This window comes from Bosea vaviloviae, from assembly GCF_001741865.1.
Taxonomy (GTDB): domain Bacteria; phylum Pseudomonadota; class Alphaproteobacteria; order Rhizobiales; family Beijerinckiaceae; genus Allobosea; species Allobosea vaviloviae.
Genome location: NZ_CP017147.1, coordinates 4715285 through 4733079 on the forward strand (window position 1 = coordinate 4715285; position 17795 = coordinate 4733079).

Below are 17795 nucleotides of genomic sequence, written 5' to 3' on the forward strand. Positions count from 1 at the left end.
CGATCAGGGGATGAGGATGAGCAGGCAGGACAGCGTGGCGGACACAGCCGCCAAGCCGACCGCAAGGCAGCGCAAGCCGTCCTCGGCCAGCACTGCCGCCCCAACGGGCTATATCCTCGACGAGCAGGTCGGCTTCCTGATGCGCCGCGCCCAGCAGCGCCATATCTCGATCTTCCAGCGCATCATGGGCGATGACGGCCCGACGCCGACGCAATTCGCCGCCATGTCGAAACTGAGCGCCGGCGAGGAGATTTCGCAGAATCTGCTCGGCCGCATGACGGCGATGGACCCCGCCACCATCAAGGGCGTGATCGCGCGGCTGGAAGAGCGCGGGCTGGTCGAGCGCCTGCCCGACCCCGACGATCAGCGCCGCGTCCGCGTCCGGCTCAGCGCCAAGGGGCACGAGGCGATTCCTGGCCTGCTCGAGAAGGCGAAGGCGATCACCGCCGCGACCCTGGCACCGCTTTCGCGCGAAGAGGCCGAGCGCCTGCTCGCGCTGCTGGCGCGCCTCGATTGAGCAGCGCCCTGCCTGATTGGAGCAGGACTTGCCTGCAAAATCCGCTTGCGCAATTTCATTTGTATACTAACAATAATTGACGTTGGATTTGATGATGCCCCGCGCCAGCTCACCGGCGCTTGGGCGCGGTGCGATGGAAGGCATGGCGATGACCCGAGACGCGGCGATGACCAACGACAACATCATCACCACGGATGTCGTGATAGTCGGCGCGGGTCCGTGCGGGTTGTTTGCGGTGTTCGAGCTGGGTTTGCTCGACATCAAGGCGCATCTGGTCGACATCCTGCCCAAGGTCGGCGGGCAATGCGCCGAGCTCTATCCGGAGAAGCCGATCTACGACATTCCCGGCTTCCCGATCGTCACTGGCCAGGGCCTCGTCGACAATCTCGTCGAGCAGATCCGGCCCTTCGGCCCGACCTTCCACTTGAACCAGATGATCGAGGCGCTGGAGCCGATCGGCACGGCAGACGCCCCGCGCTTCCGCGTCACCACCGATGCCGGCACGGTGTTCGAGACCAAGACCGTCATCGTCGCCGCCGGCGGCGGCTCGTTCCAGCCCAAGAAGCCGCCGATCCCCGGCATCGAGGCCTATGAGGGCAACTCGGTGTTCTATGCCGTGCGCAAGATGGAGGCCTTCCGCGGCCGCGACATCCTGATCGTCGGCGGCGGCGATTCCGCTCTCGATTGGACGCTCAACCTGCAGCCGATCGCCAGGCGCGTCACGCTGATGCATCGCCGCGACGATTTCCGCGCCGCGCCCCATTCGGTCGAGCAGATGCGCGCGCTCGTCGCATCGGGCCAGATGGATATGAAGCTCGGCCAGGTCACCGGCCTCAAGGGCGAAGGCACGGCGCTCCAGGCTGCGATCTGCCGCGACAGTGACGGCCAGACCTTCGAGATCGCCTGCAATACGCTCCTGCCCTTCTTCGGTCTGACCATGAAGCTCGGGCCGATCGCCGATTGGGGCTTGAACCTCAACGAGAACCTGATCCCGGCCGATACCGAGAAGTTCGAGACGAGCACACCGGGCATCTTCGCCATCGGCGACATCAACACCTATCCCGGCAAGCTCAAGCTCATCCTGTCGGGCTTCCACGAGGCCGCGCTCGCCGCCCAGAAAGTCCATCGCTACGTCTATCCCGACAAGCGCCTGACCTTCCAGTACACGACCTCATCGACATCCCTCCAGAAAAAGCTCGGAGTCGCGTGATGCATGTCCGCGTCACCGATCGCGAAGGCGAGCAGCGCGAACTCGAGGCGCTCGAAGGCTGGCGATTGATGGAAATCATCCGCGACTGGGGCCTGCCGATCAAAGCCGAATGCGGCGGAGCCTGCGCCTGCGCCACCTGCCATGTCTATGTCGCGGCGGACTGGGTCGATAAATTGCATCCGCCGCGCGAGGAGGAGCTGGAGCGCCTCGACGAGGCCTTCGACGTGCGCCCGAACTCACGCCTCGCCTGCCAGATCCTGTTCTCACCCGAGCTCGACGGGCTGACGGTCGTGCTGGCGCCGGAACTGGACTGAGACAGCACGCTGACGAGGAGCAGACGGTCATGACGCGCTATCTTCGCCCCCGGACACTCGATGAAGCTCTGGCGCTCAGAGCCGGCGACGGCCCGCTGACGATCCTGGCGGGCGGCACCGACGTCTATCCCGTCCGCACCCAGCGCGCCGCCTGGTTCGAGCCCCATAATCGCGATCTGCTCGACCTCAGCCTCATCCCGGAGCTCGCCGGCATCGATCACGCCCCAGAGGGCATCCGTATCGGCGCGATGGCGACATGGAGCGCCATCGCCCAGGCCGATCTCCCGCCCGCCTTCGACGCCCTGAAACAGGCAAGCCGGCAGGTCGGCGGCGTCCAGATCCAGAACCGGGCTACGATCGGCGGCAATCTCTGCAACGCCTCGCCCGCCGCTGACGGGGTGCCGCCGCTGCTGGCGCTTGATGCCGAAGTTGAGCTGGCGAGCCCTGGCGGACGCCGACGACTGCCGCTCGCCTCATTCGTGCTTGGGAACCGCAAGACCGCGCTTGCGCCTGATGAATTGCTGGTTGCCATCCACGTGCCGGCACAGCCGGCGGAAGCGCGCTCGACTTTCAAAAAGCTCGGCGCGCGCGCCTATCTGGTGATCTCGATCGCCTCCGTCGCCATCAATCTCGCCCTGGATGCGCAAGGGCGCATCGCTTCGCTGCGGATCGCTGTGGGAGCCTGCGCGGCCGCGCCGCAGCGATTGAGCGCGCTCGAAGCCCGGCTGCTCGACCAAGTGTCCTCGCGTGCGCTGGCCGAGAGCCTCAGCGCCGCCGATCTCGCGCCTCTGTCGCCGATCGACGATGTCCGCGCCAGCGCCGCCTATCGCCGCGACGCCGCGCTCGTCCTGGTGCGGCGCGCGCTCGCCGGTTTGCTGTCTTCGCCGCTGGAGGTCGCCGCGTGAACGTCCATGATCGCTCCACCCTCAGCTCCTCGGCTCCGGCCAGCGACGGCATCGCCTTCCGGCTCAACGGCGCGAACGTCTATCTGGGCGACGCGCCCGACACGCGGTTGAGCGAAGCGCTGCGCGGGAGCCTCAGCGCCACCGGCACCAAGATCGGCTGCGACGCCGGCGATTGCGGCGCCTGCACGGTGCTGATCGACGGCGCACAGGCCTGCGCCTGCCTGACGCCGATCGGACAGGTGGAAGGCCGCGAGATCATCACGGTCGAAGGCCTGGCGCAGGACGCGCTCGGCTCAGCCCTGCAGAAGGCGTTCCACGCGCATGGCGCGGCCCAATGCGGCATCTGCACGCCCGGCATGCTGATGGCGGGCTACGATCTGCTCAAGCGCAGCCCACAGCCCAATGAGGCCGAGACGCAGGATGCACTCGGCGGCGTGCTCTGCCGCTGCACCGGCTATCTCAAGATCGTCGAGGCCGTGCGCGACGCGCATCTTTTCATCGAGCCCGCTCCGATCGCGCCTGCCGCGAGCACTGCGTCGGTCGGCGCGCGCATGACCCGCCTTGACGGAGAGCCCAAGGTCGCCGGCACGGAGGTCTATGGCGCCGATGCCGCGCCGGTCGACGCGCTCTGGCTGCGCGCCGTGCGCAGCCCCCATCCCCGCGCCCGTTTCGCGCTGGGCGATCTCGACGCCTTCGTCGCAAGCCACCCGGGCCTCGTGCGCATCTTCACCGCGAAGGACGTGCCGGGCGAGAACTCCTTCGGCATCTACCCGCATCTCAAGGACCAGCCGGTCTTCTCGACTGGCGAAACGCGCTATCGCGGCGAATGCGTGCTCGCCATCGTCGGCGAGAAGGATGCGGTCGAGGCGATCAGGCTGGACGAGTTCCCGATTGCCTGGGAAGCGCTGCCGCCGATGGTCGGCGTCAAGGCGGCGCTGGGCGAGAGCGCCTTCACCCTTCATGATTTCGCGCCCGACAATGTGCTGACGCGCGGCCGCGTCGAGCGCGGCGATGTCGAAGCCGGCTTCGCGCAGGCCGCCCATCTCGCCACCGGCAGCTTCGAGACCGGCTTCGTCGAGCACGCCTATATCGAGCCCGAGGCTGGTTACGCCCGGCGCGTCGACGACACGATCGAGGTTTTTGCCTGCACCCAGGCGCCTTATATGGACCGCGACGAGGTCGCCCGCGTGCTCGGCCTGAAGCTCGACGATGTCCGCATCATCCCTTCGGCTTGCGGCGGCGGCTTCGGCGGCAAGCTCGACGTCTCGCTGCAGCCGATGCTGGCGGTCGCGGCCTGGGTCCTCGACCGGCCGGTGCGTTGCGTCTTCGGCCGCATCGAATCGATGATCTCCTCGACCAAGCGCCACCCCTCCTCGATCGAAGCCAGGGCTGCCTGCGATGCGGACGGCCGCCTCGTCGCCTTCGCCATGGAAGGCGATTTCGACACCGGCGCCTATTCCTCCTGGGGCCCGACGGTGGCGGGCCGCGTGCCGGTGCATGCGACCGGTCCCTACAAGGTGCCCAATGTCTGCAACCTGTCGCGCGCGGTCTACACCAACGGCCCGCCGGCAGGCGCCTTTCGCGGCTTCGGCGTGCCGCAGGCCGCGATCGCGCAGGAGAGCCTGTTCGACGATCTCGCCACTGCTGCCGGCCTCGACCGGCTGGAATTCCGCCTGATCAACGCAATCCGCGCCGGCGATACGACACCGACCGGCCAGGTCCTGCTGGCCAGCGCCGGCCTGGCCGAATGCCTGGAGAAGCTCAAACCCCACTGGCAGGCCCTGCTCGCGGATGCAGCGGCCTTCAATGCCAGCGAAGGCCGCACGCGCCGCGGCGTCGGCATCGGCTGCATGTGGTACGGCATCGGCAACACCGGCATGTCGAACCCTTCGACCATGCGGATCACGCTCGACACCATGGGCCAGCTCACCTTCTGGAACGGCGCGGTCGATATCGGCCAGGGCTCGACCACGGTGCTGACCCAGATCGCGGCCGACGCGCTCGGCCTGCCGGTCGAGGCCTTCACGCTGGTCATCGGCGACACGTATCTGACCTTCGACGCCGGCAAGACCTCGGCCTCGCGCCAGACCTTCGTCTCCGGCCGCGCCTCGGAGGCTGCCGCCGCCGCGTTGCGCAGCGAGATCCTGCGCCTGACCAATGCCGGCCCGAGCGCGACCCTGACGCTCGCGGGCACGCAGCTGCTGGTCGAGGAGAACGGCGTCATCGCGCGCATCGACCTCGCCGCCCTCCCCGCCAAGGCCGATGGCATCGTTCTGGAGGGCATCGGGAGCTTCGACCCGCCGACCGTGCCCTTGGACGAGAAAGGCCAGGGCATCCCCTACGCCACCTATGGTTTTGCGGCGCAGATCGCCTCGCTCGACGTCGATCTCGATCTCGGCACGGTCAAGCTCAACCGCATCGTCGCGGCCCATGATGTCGGCCGCGCGATCAACCCGATGCTGGTCGAGGGCCAGATCCATGGCGGCATCGCCCAGGGCATCGGGCTGGCGCTGCTGGAGGAATACCTGCCCGGCCGCACCGAGAATTTGCACGATTACCTGATCCCGACCGCCGGCGACGTACCGCCGATCGACATCATCCTGGTCGAGGATGCCGAGCCGCTCGGCCCCTCCGGAGCCAAGGGCATCGGCGAGCCGGCTTTGGTGCCGACCGCGCCGGCGATCCTCGGCGCGATCCGCCACGCCACCGGCGTGACGCCCCGGCAGGTCCCGGTGCTGCCGCATCGGTTGTGGGAATTGCTGCGGGCCAAAGATATTGGCGACACGGATATGGGCGACAAGGATATTGGCGAGGAGACTCAGCCGTGAACGAACTCAACCCCGTTCCCGCAGCGGATGCGGCGCTCGCCGAGCGCTCGCGCAAATTCGGCGCGTCAGAGGGCAATGAAGGCATCGTCCGCTGCGACGCCTGCCCGGTCCTGTGTCGCATTCGCCCCGGCCGCTCCGGCGCCTGCTCGCGCTACGCCAATGACAACGGGCTGCTGGTGCGCACCGATCCGGTCGTGCTGCTGGCCGAGGCCGTCGAGGTCGGCGGCCCTGTCGTGCCCTTTGCCGAAAACGCCGAGGATTGGGACGGCAAGATTTTGCCGGCGAACCGCGCCTTCGTCACCGGCATCGGCTCGGGCACGACCTATCCCGACTACAAGCCCGCCCCCTTCATCGTCTCCTCGCAGCATGAGGGGGTCGACACCGTCACGGTCGTGACCGAGGGCATTTTTTCGTATTGCGGCGTCAAGGTGAAGATCGACACCGACCGCCATCTCGGCCCGGAGACCGCTGCCGTACGCGCCAATGGCGAGCAGATCGGCCATGTCACCACGGCCGAGTACGGCTCGCAGATGCTTTCGCTCGGCGGCGTGCGCCATCTCACCGGCGGTTCCAAGAAGGAAGGCAACGCCACCTGCGAGGCGATGCTGAAGCTCAGCAATGGCGAGGCAGTGGAACTGACCATCGATGGCGGCCATGGCGTGATCGTGCAGGCCGGCCACGCTCCGATCGTCGACGGCAAACCGGAGACGCGCATGCGTGTCGGCTGCGGCTCGGCCACCATCGGCATCTTCGCCAAGCAGTGGCAGGGCCATGTCGACGAGGTCATCGTCGTCGACGATCACATCACCGGCGTGCTGACCGAGCATCAGGCCGGCCGCGTGCTCGACATGAAACCCGCCGGGATTCGCGTGCGCGGGCGGAAATCGACGCCTGGTCGCTATTTCCAGGTCGCCCAGCCCGGCCTCGGCTGGGGCGGCACCGACATCACCGAACCGCTCTCGATCATCCAGAAGATCGATGCAGGCCTCGCCTGGCCCGGCATGCGCCTCTTGATGACATCGACCACCGGCGAGGATTCGCTTTATTGCGTGCTCGACGAGAACCTGCTGCCCGTCGAAGCCGAGATGCCGGCGGCCGTGCGGCAGGTCGTCGAGCGCATCGGCGAGAATTGCGAGCCCTCGCTCTGCACCGTCACCTTCATGGCCGGCGCCGGCGGCAGCTTGCGGGCGGGTGTGACTGAGAATCCCGTGCTGCTGACGCGCTCGGTTCAATCAGGCACGACGCGGGTCACGATGGGCGGCGCGCCGGTCTATGTCTGGCCCGGCGGCGGCATCACCGTGATGGTCGATGTGCTGCGCATGCCCAAAAACGCCTTTGGCTATGTGCCGACGCCGGCAATCGTCGCGCCGATCGAATTCACCCTGTCGCGCGAACTCTATCTCGCCTCGGGCGGGCATGCCGACGAGATCGTCCCGATGGAAGAGATTTTGCGCGCCCATGGCGGGCAGGCGCGGATCGAGAACGCGGTGGCGGAGAATCCCTGGCCGCTCCGGCGGGATGTGGGGTAGCGGCTCGATCGCCCACGCACCGTCATATCAAGCCCACGACTATCCGGTTCGCTGCAAGCGCCCGATCGAAGAGCACCGTTCATTGAAGGCTTTCCAGCGGGCGGTGACGAATGAGACAGGCGCGGGGAACCCCTCTCCCGTGTGGGAGAGGGGCAGGGGTGAGGGCAGGCCAGATAACCAGATCGCGCAAGCGGCTCCGCATCGTCTCCTGTGCTTTCAGGATGAAGCCAGTGCTGCGGCACGGTCGCGCCTCAATAATCGGCGGCAGGCCCTCATCCCTGCCCTTCTCCCATCCGGGAGAAGGGTTCCCCGCGCCCTTCATCCAGCACTTCGCGTCACCTTCGCCCGCGAGGGGAGAGCCGTGCATGATCCGCTCAGGGGTCAGAACTCCAACCGGACAGCAGTGGGTCAAGCCCGACCATGACGCGCTCCAGCATGGATTCCGGATCGGCGCCGCTTCGCGGCTTGTCCGGAATGACATGGTGTTTCCATATGAAGTCACCATGCGCCCCTCATTGAAAACCCATCGCATCGCCCGCCTGCCCGGCAACCGGCTGCATCTGCAGGAGGGGCCGAGCGATCTCGTCATCGCGGCCTTCGGTCCCAAGCCGCGAATCGAGCGGGCCTATGTCGCGGCCGAGGCGCGTTTCGATGGGCTTTTGACCGAACTCGCCGGCGAATTGCGCCTGCTGCGCCAACCGCTCGACCATCAGCCGCCCTCCCTGAAGGGCGCGACGGCGCAACGCATGGCGCGCGCCTGCTGGGCTTTCCGGTCGCAATACATCACGCCGATGGCGGCGGTCGCCGGCGCAGTGGCGGATACGGTCCTCAGCGCGATGCTCGCAGCCGAACCCCGGCTCGAGCGCGCCTATGTCAATAATGGCGGCGATATCGCGCTGCACGTCACGCCCGGTTACCCGCTCGACATCGGCGTCGTGCCCTCGCTTGCCCGCGCCCGGCCGGAGGGTTTCCTGCGGCTCGATCCGGCAAGCCACGCGCGAGGTATCGCAACCAGCGGCTGGCGCGGGCGCTCCTTCTCGCTCGGCATCGCCGACGCCGTCACCGTGCTGGCGCGCTCGGCGGCCGAGGCCGACGCAGCCGCGACCGTCATCGCCAATGCCGTCGATGTGAAGGACGCGGCAATCCTCCGCCGGCCGGCGCGTGAACTCGATCCCGACAACGATCTCAGGGGGTTGGCGGTGACGGTTGAAGTGGGGCCGTTATCACCAACGGCAGTGGCGACGGCGCTGGAGAACGGCGTCAGGGTTGCGCAACTGCTGCTGTCCGAGGGGCTGATCGAGGGAGCCCTGCTGGCACTGGCCGATGAGTGGCGCAGCGTGGGTGGGGCGACCAGCCTGACCACCTCCGGATAAATCGCGACGTCATCCTGGCCGTAGCGAAGCGGAGCGCCGGGATCCATCGTAGGGCCAGACTCGTCAAAGGATTGGCCCTCCGATGGATCCCGGGACGACCTTCGGTCGCCCAGGATGACGCGAGGGTGTTAGGCACGTTGGCGCTCACACCGACAGATACTGCGTCCTGACCGCCTCGTTGGCCTTCAATTCATCCATCGTGCCGGTGAAGCGGATCATGCCCTTCTCGATGATCGCGGCGCGGTCAGCGACATTGCCGGCGAAGTGCAGGTTCTGCTCCGAGATCAGCACCGAAAGCCCTTCAGCCTTCAGGGCCAGGATGGTCTTGGCCATCTCCTCGATGATGACCGGCGCCAGCCCCTCGGACGGTTCGTCCAGCAGCACGAGCTTGGGGTTGCCCATCAGGGTCCGCGCGATCGTCAGCATCTGTTGCTCGCCACCCGACATCGCCCCGCCCGGCCGGTCGCGCATGCGGCCGAGATTGGGGAAGAGCGCAAACAGCCGCTCCGGCGTCCAGTGCGGCGCGTCAGAGCGCGCCGGACGCTGCGCGACCGAAAGGTTCTCCATCACGCTGAGTTCGGAGAAGACGCGCCGGTCCTCCGGCACATAGCCGATGCCGAGCCGCGCGATCTCGAAGGGCTCGCGCCCCTGAACCGCCCGCCCCTCGAAGGTCACGGTGCCGCCGGCTGGGGGCACCAGGCCCATGATCGCCTTCATCGTGGTCGATTTTCCGGCGCCGTTGCGGCCCATCAGCGCCAGCACCTCGCCGCGGTTCATCGTGAAGCCGAGGCCCTGCAGGATATAAGCACGGCCGTAATAGGCGTCGAGACCGACGATTTCGAGTAGCGCACTCACCTTAATGCCCTCCCGAGGTCGCGCCGGAGCCGAGATAGACGGCGCGGACATTGGGGTCGCGCCTGACCTCCTCGGCCGTGCCATGGGCGATCAGCCGGCCACGATCGAGCACGATGACGCTGTCGGAATGGGTGAAGACGACATCCATGTCGTGCTCGGTGAAAAGCACGGCAATGCCCTTGGCGGCAGCGATATCGGCGGTCAGCGCCATCAATGCGATGCGCTCGCGCGGCGCCATGCCGGCGGTCGGCTCGTCCATCAGCAGGAGTTTCGGCTGGTTGGCCAGCGCGACCGCAAGCTCGACGCGCTTGAGGTCGCCATAGGCGAGCACGCCGCAGGCTCGGCTCCCTTGTTCCAGCATGCCGACCTGGGCGAGCAGCGCGTCGGCGGCCTCGGCATGGCGGTCGCGGGCGCGCCCGAACGGGCTCCAGATCCCGCCGGCATGGGAGATCAGCGCCATCTGGACGTTCTCGCGCACGGTCATCGAGGTGAAGGTCGCGGTGATCTGGAAGGTACGACCGACGCCCATGCGCCAGACCACGCGCGGCTTCATGCCGGTGATCGACCTGCCTGCCAGCAAAACCTCGCCGCCATCGGGCCTGAGCTGGCCGTTGAGCATGTTGAAGCAGGTCGTCTTGCCCGCACCGTTGGGGCCGATCAGCGCCAGCATCGTGCCGGCCTGGACGGAGAAGGAGACGCCGTCGACCGCGCGCACGCCGCCGAAGGATTTCTGCAGATCGCGCACGACCAGGACCGGGTCGGGCGCCACGGCGGGGATCGCCTGGAGCTGCGGGACCGCGTTCATCGTCCGCCCTCCACTGCCAGCCGGGCGGCAGGCTCGGGCTGCCTCGTCCAGCGCTCGCGCAGCAGCAGCGACGCACCGACCAGCCCACGCGGGAACAGGATGACGAGCAGCACGATCGAGAGCCCGAGCCCAAAGCGCCAATACATCGTCGCCTTCATCAACTGCTCGCTGAGGCCCGCATAGGCGAAGGCGCCGATGACCGGGCCCGCCACAGTCTGCACGCCACCGAGCAGCACCATCAGCAGCGCATCGACCGAGCGCGGGATCGCCATATAGGTCGGGAAGACCGAGCCCTTGAAGAAGGCGAAGAGCGCGCCCGCGATGCCCGCTGCAAAGGCCGCGACCGCGAAGGCGACCCATTGGATGCGCATCACGTCGAGGCCGATGGCCTCGGCCCGCAGCGGGTTGTCGCGCCCGGCCCGCAAGGCATAGCCGAGCGGTGAGAAGATCGTCAGGCGCAAGGCGAGGATCGAGAGCACGCAGACGCCGAGCGTAAGGTAGTAGAAATTCAGCTTCGAGACGGCCCAGGCCGAGGGCCAGACGCCGAGAATGCCGTTGTCGCCACCGGTCAGCTCGACCCATTGGAAGGCGGTCGCCCAGGCGATCTGCGCGAAGGCGAGCGTCAGCATGGCGAGATAGACGCCCGAGAGGCGCACGCAGAACCAGCCGAAGACAACGCCGGCGATGCCTGCCAGGAAGGGCGCGAAGATCAGGGCGGGCTCCATCGAAGCGCCCAACCATTTCACCGCCAGCGCCGCGCCATAGGCGCCGAGCCCGAAATAGGCGGCGTGGCCGAAGGACGCCATGCCGCCGGGGCCCATCATGAAATGCAGCGAGGCCGCGAAGAGCGCGAAGATCACCAGCTCGGTCAGCGTCAGCAGGATATGGTCTGGCGCGACCAGTGGCGCGAGCACGAGCAGCAGGAGCGCGATCAGGCCGGCAAGCCTGGTCAGCTTGTCGGCCGGCAGCAGCAGCGGCTCGGCCGGGCCATGGCCGCGCGCCCCGCCGATCGGCGCCTTGCCCATCAAACCATAGGGCTTGACCACCAGGACCACCGCCATCACCAGGAAGACCAGCACCAGCGTGATCTTGGGGAAGATCAGGATGCCGAAGGCGTGCAGGATGCCGATCAGCACGGCGGCGAGATAGGCCCCCGTCACGCTGCCCAGGCCGCCGACGACCACGACCACGAAGACCTCCGAGATCATCGACAGGTCCATATGCAGGTTGACCGCCTCGCGCGGGAGCTGCAGCGCGCCGCCAAGGCCTGCCAGCATCGAGCCGAAGGCAAAGACCGAGGTGAAGAGCAGGCGCTGGTTGACGCCGAGCGCTCCGACCATCTCGCGGTCCTGCGTCGCAGCCCGTACCAGCGTGCCCCAGCGCGTCTTCTGGAACAGCAGCCAGAGGATGAGCAGCACCAGCGGCCCGACCGCGATCAGGAAGAGCTCATAAGTCGGGAAGCGGTTGTCGAACAGGATGACGAAGCTCTTGAGGCCGGGCGCGCGCGGCCCGAGCTTGTCCTCCGGCCCCCAGGTCGCAAGCGCCAGGTCCTGCAGCATCAGCACGACGCCGAAGGTGGCGAGCAATTGGAAGAGTTCCGGAGCCTGGTAGATTCGGCGCAGCACCAAGACCTCGATCACGACGCCGAGGAGCCCGACGAGCAGCGCCGCGAGCAGCACGCCGCCCCAGAAGCCGAATGGCTCCGCCGCGCCGAAGTAGCTCACCAGCGTCCAGGCGAGATAGGCGCCCAGCATATAGAGCGAGCCATGCGCGAAATTCACGATGCGCGTGACGCCGAAGATGATCGACAGCCCCGACGCAACGAGAAAGAGCGAGGAGGCCGAGGCCAGCCCGTTCAGCGTCTGGGTGAGGATGAGGTCGATCATGAGGGAACCGCCTTGGGGCCAAAGCTCTGCCGTCATTCCGGGCGCGGCGAAGCTGCGACCCGGAATCCATCATAGAGCACCGTCGAGCCCGTCGATGGATTCCGGATCTGCGCGGCTTACGCCGCTTGTCCGGAATGACGGAGGTTCAAGTGCGAGCGGGAAATGTCACTACCCCGCCGGGCGCAGCAGCTTCACCTCGGCATCGCTCGGCAGGTATTTCGCGCCGTCGGCATAGCGCCAATCGACCATCACACCCTTGCCGTCCTTGAGCGCGGTCTTGCCGACAAACGCGCCCAGCGTCGACTGATGGTCGATAGCGCGATATTCGGCCTGACCGAAGGCGGAGGCGAATTTCAGGCCTTTCATAGCATCGACCAGCTTCTCGGTGTCGGTCGAGCCCGCCTTGGTGAGCGCCGCCGCGATCGAGTTCATCGTGTCGAAGCCGACGACCGAGCCGAGGCGCGGGTAGTCGTTGAACTTGGCCTTGTAGGCGTCGCGGAACTTGACGTGCTCCGGCGTCTGGATGTCGGCATGGGGATAGCCGGTGACGATCCAGCCAACAGGCGCTTCCGCACCGAGCGGATCGAGATATTCAGGCTCGCCGGTCAGCATCGAGACGACCGCCCTGCCCTCGAACAATCCGCGCGTATTGCCCTGGCGGACGAAGTTCGAGAGATCGGCGCCGAAGGTGACGTTGAAGATCGCGTCGGGCTTGGAGGCCTCCAGCGCCTGCACGGTCGCACCCGCATCGATGCGGCCGAGCGCCGGGAACTGCTCGGCGACGAACTCGACATCGGGCTTGGCCTTCTTCAGCAGCTCCTTGAACCACTTCACGCCGGATTGGCCGTACTCGTAGTTCGGCGCGACCAGCGCCCATTTCTTTGCGGGAAGCTTGGCGGCTTCCTCGACCAGCATCGCCGCCTGCATATAGGTCGAGGGGCGCAGGCGGAAGGTGTAGCGGTTGCCCTTGGCCCAGACGACCGCATCCGAGAGCGGCTCGGAAGCGACATAGAGCCGCTTGTTCTGGGCGGCGAAGTCGGCGATCGCGAGCCCGACATTGGAGAGGAAGCCGCCCGAGAGCAGATCGACCTTCTCGGCATTGATCAGGTCGCCGGCATGGCGCACCGCGTCTTCCGGCTTGCCGCCATCGTCGCGGAAGATCGTCTCGATCTTGCGCCCGAGCGCGCCGCCTGCCGCATTGATCTGCTCCAGCGCCAGCTCCCAGCCCTGGCGATAGGGCTTCAGGAAGGCGGGTTGCGCCGTGTAGCTGTTGATCTCGCCCACCTTGATGGGCCCTGCCCCTTGTGCCCGCACCAGGGCCGGCGCAGCGATCAAGGCAGCGCCGGCGGAGGCGCCGGCTAGAAGTGACCGACGGTCGATCGTCATCGCTGTTCCCCGTTCTGGCCCGGTGGCGAAACGCCCCGATGCTCATTGACAGATGTCGCATGCCGGCGCCGCTGCGTCAGCCGGCATAATCATTTGTATACCTATGAATTTGAAGAGCCCTAAATCGCTTGTCAACGCCTAAAAAACATCAGCCTCTGCGCAAGCCGAAGGCAGGATTCAAGGCGCCGTTTACGCTCCGGACAGGCCGCTCCGGCTGAGCTTCACTCTGCCGCGCCGAGCGACAGGCGCAGCGGCGAGACCTGCGCCTCGTGCAAGGCCTGGTAGGGGCCGCCGGCGTGCACGAGATCCTCATGCCTGCCCTGCTCGGCGATGCCGTCCTCCGTCACCACCACGATGCGGTGGGCATGGCGGATGGTGGCGAGCCGATGCGCGATGACCAATGTCGTGCGGCCGCGCGCCAGCTCGCTGAGCGAGGCCTGGATCGCCTGTTCGGTCTCGGTGTCGAGCGCCGAGGTCGCCTCGTCCAGGATCAGGATCGGCGGGTTCTTGAGGAAGATGCGGGCGATCGCGAGGCGCTGCTTCTGCCCGCCCGAGAGCTTGACGCCGCGCTCGCCGACCACGGTGTCGAGCCCGGCGGGCAGATCGGCGATCATCGCGTCGAGCCTGGCGCGGCGCGCAGCCTCGGTGATCTCGGCCTCGGTGGCGTCGAGCCGGCCATAGGCGATGTTCTCGCGGATCGTACCCGCGAACAGGAAGACATCCTGCTGCACGATGCCGATCTGCCGCCGCAGGCCGGCCAGCGTCATCTCGCGGATGTCGATGCCGTCGATGCTGATGGCGCCGGAATCGACCTCGTAGAAGCGCGGCAAGAGCGAGAGCAAGGTCGTCTTGCCGGCGCCGGACGGGCCGACGAAGGCGACAGTCTCGCCAGGCGCAATAGTGAGATCGACGCCCGCCAGCACGGGCCGGCCCTTGGCATAGCCGAAGCCGACGCTGGTGAAGCGGATATCGCCCTCGAGCGCGACGGGCGCGATCGCGCCCGGCTTGTCCTCGATATCGGGCTGCGTCGCGAGCAGCTCCTGATAGCGCCGGAAACCGGCGATGCCCTTGGGATAGGTCTCGATCACGGCGGCGATCTTGTCGAGCGGGCGGTAGAATACGCCGACCAGCAAGAGGAAGCCGACGAAGCCGCCGATCGTCAGCGAGCCCTGCACGACATACCAGGTGCCTGCCAGCATCACCGCGAGCTGCACCAGCCGCATGCCGAGATAGTTCAGCGCCTGGCTCGCCGCCATGATGCGATAGGCGTCGAGCTTGGTGGCACGGTAGAGCTGGTTGTCCCCGGCGAAGAGCGCGCGCTCATGTGCCTCGTTGGCAAAAGCCTGCACCACGCGGATGCCGCCGATATTCTCCTCGAGCCGGGCATTGAACGCACCGACGCGGCCATATTGCGCCTGCCAGTTGCGGGTCATGCGCCCGCCATAGCGCGCCACGATGAAGCCGGCGAGCGGCACCACCAGCGCCGTCATCAAGGCCAGCTCGACATGGATATAGGCCATCAGCACGAAGGCGCCCAAAAAGGTCATCACCGCGATGAACAGATCTTCCGGCCCGTGATGGGCAACCTCGCCGATCTCCTCCAGATCCTTGGTGACACGGGCGACGAGATGGCCGGTCTTCTGCTCGTCATAGAAGCGGAAGGAGAGTTTTTGCAGATGGTCGAAGGCCTGCCGGCGCATCTCGGTCTCGATATTGATGCCGAGCCGGTGGCCCCAATAGGTCACGATCGCCATCAAACCGGAATTGACCGTGTAGATCAGCAGGAGCCCCGCCCCGGCCATGAGAATCAAGGGCCAGTCGCCGCGCGGCAGCAGAATGTCGACGAACCCCCTCACCGCCAGCGGAAAGCAGAGTTCGAGCAGGCCGGAGATCACGGCGCAGCCGAAATCGACGACGAACAGCGTCCGATGCGGGCGATAATAGGTCAGGAAGGCGCGTAGCATGGCGCTCTCATAGCAGTTTGCGCCCGGCTTGTGCCCGGTTTTTCATGGGCGACCGGCATGCCGGAACGAGGGGCCTAGAGGCTGTTTGGACATTTCCTGAGCCCTCATCCTGAGGAGCCATTCCTTTTGGAATGGCGTCTCGAAGGATGTTTCAGGAGGCTCTGGAACCATCTGGCGCATCCTTCGAGACGCCGCTTCGCGGCTCCTCAGGATGAGGGCTGGAGTTTCCAAGCGATCTTTTTGCCCATTCAAACTGCCTCTTTAGCGACCAGTCCCGCCAAATATGACAAAACGGCGCATTTATGGGCAGGACGATTAAATTAGGGACAGCCATGCTGTCCCTTTCCCCTTGTGCGGGTCCAAAAGAAGCCCTATCTCTTGTGCACCGCAGCAGAGATGCTGTGTCGCCCTCCTTGGGCGTTTCCTCCCTAGACTTCGGGCTGCGCTTCGGCGTAGCCCTTTTTTCTTTTGGGGCTGCGTGCAGCGCGTTCGGCTGCGCAAAGGCCTCCTTAATCCGTCGTCGGGACGGATCGTCCACAAGCTCGCATTCTGCACTTGCCATCCGGGCTCGGTTTGATTAGACCCCGGCTCACCAACGCGAACGCACCGCGCCGTTGGGGGATCGTCTAACGGTAGGACCCCAGACTCTGACTCTGGTTGTCTAGGTTCGAATCCTAGTCCCCCAGCCACTTCGCTAGTGGCTCTCTAAAGTGAAATAAAATCAATAGTTCATCGGCGTCGGAAATCGCTCTGGTAGCCCAGCGGTAGCTCATTTTCGTAGCCCAGCAGCACCGCTTCTTTCTCGCGTGTTCAGGCTGTCGACTGAACTTCTCGCAACGTCCGTTGATCTGCTTCCTGCTGGTTCTTACTGAGACGGGCGTTGGCCGAACGCCGACCGAAAGAGGGTTGGCATTCTCGTCCCATCTCGCGAGTCACATACGAGAGTTGTGCGTCTCACGTTGCATATACATATTTCGCTACGCGACGAACGACGGCTTCGTTCACATACGTAAGCAGTCCTTGTCACCAATGCGGTCGACCGCCCACAGCACCTCTGGGATCCGGGGTTATGGATTCCATTCTGTGATGTCGCCGCGCCGAGCTTTCCACACGTCGGGCCGGATGACATCATGGGCCAAAATGGGCGGCCGGGGGCACGGGCAAGAGCATGGCAGAAACTAAGGAACGCCTGAGGCGTATCGCCGAGTGGCAAGCCCGAATGGGCCGCTCTCACTATCAACACGAATCTTACGCGGCGTTGGTGGAGTTACTCGTGCTCTGCGCAGAACTAAGCAAAGAAAAAATTCCCGCTGAACGTTCGCTTCTTTTTGACGTTTTTGCTTTGCGAGCCGTCGCTAACATCGAAGTTTTCATAAGAGTGAGGCTAAAAGAAATAATAGACCATGGCTCACCATACCTCGAAAACGCTGCAAAGCTTTCTGACAAAATAAAGCTAGATCACCTGATTACGAGCGCTTTGCAAAAACGCACAGTGACAGTTGGCGATCTGATCGCGCACGAAGTGCCCATTAGTTCACATTGGGATTTAGTCCGGCATTTCGACACTGTTTGCGGGGGCGGATTTAAGCGAGCCTTAGTCGAGGCTAAAAGCCCGAGTGCCGATGAGCAGACGCCCGACGAGCAGACGCCGATCATTCGTGATTTCGAACGGCTATTTAGCAGCCTGAACCGCCTATTTGAGATACGCCACAAGCTGGCCCATGAGGCTGGGAGAGAGCCGATTTACACACAAGAGGAGCTTCCGGAGCTGTTGAGCGCGGCGGCGACCTATGTTGCTGCTTGTGATGAAGTCATCTCCTTCCGCCTACACGGGCCACAGCCCCGGACCCAATCAGGCCTAAACTCTCGTAGAGCGGAGCTCCTCGTCGAGGCTGAACAACAGCTCGCCGCTGAAATCATAAGAGCTAAAGCGTCCGGAAACGTTGATCCCGATGACTTTGACGAAGCACAGGCCGCATGGAAGGAGTTCGCGGTGAAGGAAGCAAACCTTCACGCCGCTCTCGTACCCGGAGGGTCCATGGGGCCGATGGTGTACGCTAACTCCTTGACCGACTTAACTAAGTCCCGCTTGGAACGGGTGAAATGGTGGTCAGAATTGGAAGAAGGCAACGTTTAAGCCGAGCAATGATAGGCGGGATTGATCAAGGCCACTTTGGCCAAGGGGACCAGCACCCAGCCATCCGGCCCCCCCAAGGCCTTCGG

The 17795-nt window shown here is 65.5% G+C and carries 13 protein-coding genes and 1 tRNA gene; 9 read left to right on the forward strand and 5 right to left on the reverse strand.

What is annotated here, in order from left to right:
- Positions 1-16 precede the first annotated feature (16 nt).
- The 7 genes from BHK69_RS21655 to BHK69_RS21685 all read left to right on the forward strand — a co-directional run bounded on the left by BHK69_RS21655 (position 17) and on the right by BHK69_RS21685 (position 8676).
- Positions 17-517 (forward strand): MarR family winged helix-turn-helix transcriptional regulator, encoded by a 501-nt coding sequence (locus BHK69_RS21655; RefSeq protein ID WP_083269884.1) that lies wholly within the window; start codon positions 17-19, stop codon positions 515-517.
- A 166-nt stretch (positions 518-683) separates the two neighbouring features.
- Positions 684-1727, forward strand: a complete 1044-nt coding sequence (locus tag BHK69_RS21660; RefSeq protein ID WP_069693864.1) for an NAD(P)/FAD-dependent oxidoreductase — start codon at positions 684-686, stop codon at positions 1725-1727.
- A complete protein-coding gene (locus BHK69_RS21665) occupies positions 1727-2041 on the forward strand; it encodes a 2Fe-2S iron-sulfur cluster-binding protein (RefSeq protein ID WP_069691907.1) in 315 nt (104 codons plus the stop codon). Before BHK69_RS21660 ends, BHK69_RS21665 begins: the two co-directional genes overlap by 1 nt.
- 29 nt (positions 2042-2070) lie before the next feature.
- A complete protein-coding gene (locus BHK69_RS21670; protein ID WP_069691908.1) occupies positions 2071-2946 on the forward strand; it encodes an FAD binding domain-containing protein in 876 nt (291 codons plus the stop codon).
- Positions 2943-5774, forward strand: coding sequence for a molybdopterin-dependent oxidoreductase (locus tag BHK69_RS21675; protein WP_244548272.1), 2832 nt, complete (start codon positions 2943-2945; stop codon positions 5772-5774). Before BHK69_RS21670 ends, BHK69_RS21675 begins: the two co-directional genes overlap by 4 nt.
- A gap of 83 nt (positions 5775-5857) precedes the next feature.
- Complete coding sequence (locus BHK69_RS21680; protein ID WP_244548546.1) at positions 5858-7303, forward strand: 6-hydroxynicotinate reductase; 1446 nt, start codon at positions 5858-5860, stop codon at positions 7301-7303.
- A gap of 503 nt (positions 7304-7806) precedes the next feature.
- Positions 7807-8676, forward strand: a complete 870-nt coding sequence (locus BHK69_RS21685) for a UPF0280 family protein (RefSeq protein WP_148663533.1) — start codon at positions 7807-7809, stop codon at positions 8674-8676.
- Between the two features lie 144 nt (positions 8677-8820).
- Here the strand turns inward: BHK69_RS21685 and BHK69_RS21690 are convergent, their stop codons facing one another.
- The 5 genes from BHK69_RS21690 to BHK69_RS21710 form a co-directional block, all read right to left on the reverse strand.
- Positions 8821-9531, reverse strand: a complete 711-nt coding sequence (locus tag BHK69_RS21690; protein ID WP_244548273.1) for an ABC transporter ATP-binding protein — start codon at positions 9529-9531, stop codon at positions 8821-8823.
- Position 9532: 1 nt separating this feature from the next.
- On the reverse strand, positions 9533-10336 hold the full coding sequence (locus BHK69_RS21695) for an ABC transporter ATP-binding protein (RefSeq protein ID WP_069691911.1): 804 nt from the start codon (positions 10334-10336) through the stop codon (positions 9533-9535).
- Entirely contained in the window at positions 10333-12219 is a 1887-nt protein-coding gene (locus BHK69_RS21700; protein WP_069693867.1) for an ABC transporter permease, read from the reverse strand. Before BHK69_RS21700 ends, BHK69_RS21695 begins: the two co-directional genes overlap by 4 nt.
- A gap of 171 nt (positions 12220-12390) precedes the next feature.
- Positions 12391-13608, reverse strand: coding sequence for an ABC transporter substrate-binding protein (locus tag BHK69_RS21705; protein WP_069691912.1), 1218 nt, complete (start codon positions 13606-13608; stop codon positions 12391-12393).
- A 221-nt stretch (positions 13609-13829) separates the two neighbouring features.
- Positions 13830-15572, reverse strand: a complete 1743-nt coding sequence (locus BHK69_RS21710) for an ABC transporter ATP-binding protein (protein WP_069691913.1) — start codon at positions 15570-15572, stop codon at positions 13830-13832.
- 615 nt (positions 15573-16187) lie between these two features.
- On the opposite strand from BHK69_RS21710, the gene BHK69_RS21715 reads away from it, so the two are divergent.
- Both BHK69_RS21715 and BHK69_RS21720 read left to right on the forward strand, forming a co-directional pair.
- A tRNA-Gln gene (locus BHK69_RS21715) sits at positions 16188-16261 on the forward strand.
- A 479-nt stretch (positions 16262-16740) separates the two neighbouring features.
- Positions 16741-17709: a lysozyme inhibitor LprI family protein gene (locus BHK69_RS21720; RefSeq protein ID WP_083269601.1), complete on the forward strand. Its 969-nt coding sequence runs from the start codon at positions 16741-16743 to the stop codon at positions 17707-17709.
- Positions 17710-17795: the final 86 nt, after the last annotated feature.

Excerpts from the sequence above, each read along its gene's own strand:
- BHK69_RS21655 (WP_083269884.1), top strand. The coding sequence starts at position 17 with ATGAGCAGGCAGGACAGCGTGGCGGACACAGCCGCCAAGCCGACCGCA.
- BHK69_RS21660 (WP_069693864.1), top strand. The coding sequence starts at position 684 with ATGACCAACGACAACATCATCACCACGGATGTCGTGATAGTCGGCGCG.
- BHK69_RS21665 (WP_069691907.1), top strand. The coding sequence starts at position 1,727 with ATGCATGTCCGCGTCACCGATCGCGAAGGCGAGCAGCGCGAACTCGAG.
- BHK69_RS21670 (WP_069691908.1), top strand. The coding sequence starts at position 2,071 with ATGACGCGCTATCTTCGCCCCCGGACACTCGATGAAGCTCTGGCGCTC.
- BHK69_RS21685 (WP_148663533.1), top strand. The coding sequence starts at position 7,807 with ATGCGCCCCTCATTGAAAACCCATCGCATCGCCCGCCTGCCCGGCAAC.
- BHK69_RS21695 (WP_069691911.1), bottom strand. The coding sequence starts at position 10,336 with ATGAACGCGGTCCCGCAGCTCCAGGCGATCCCCGCCGTGGCGCCCGAC.
- BHK69_RS21705 (WP_069691912.1), bottom strand. The coding sequence starts at position 13,608 with ATGACGATCGACCGTCGGTCACTTCTAGCCGGCGCCTCCGCCGGCGCT.
- BHK69_RS21710 (WP_069691913.1), bottom strand. The coding sequence starts at position 15,572 with ATGCTACGCGCCTTCCTGACCTATTATCGCCCGCATCGGACGCTGTTC.
- BHK69_RS21720 (WP_083269601.1), top strand. The coding sequence starts at position 16,741 with ATGGCAGAAACTAAGGAACGCCTGAGGCGTATCGCCGAGTGGCAAGCC.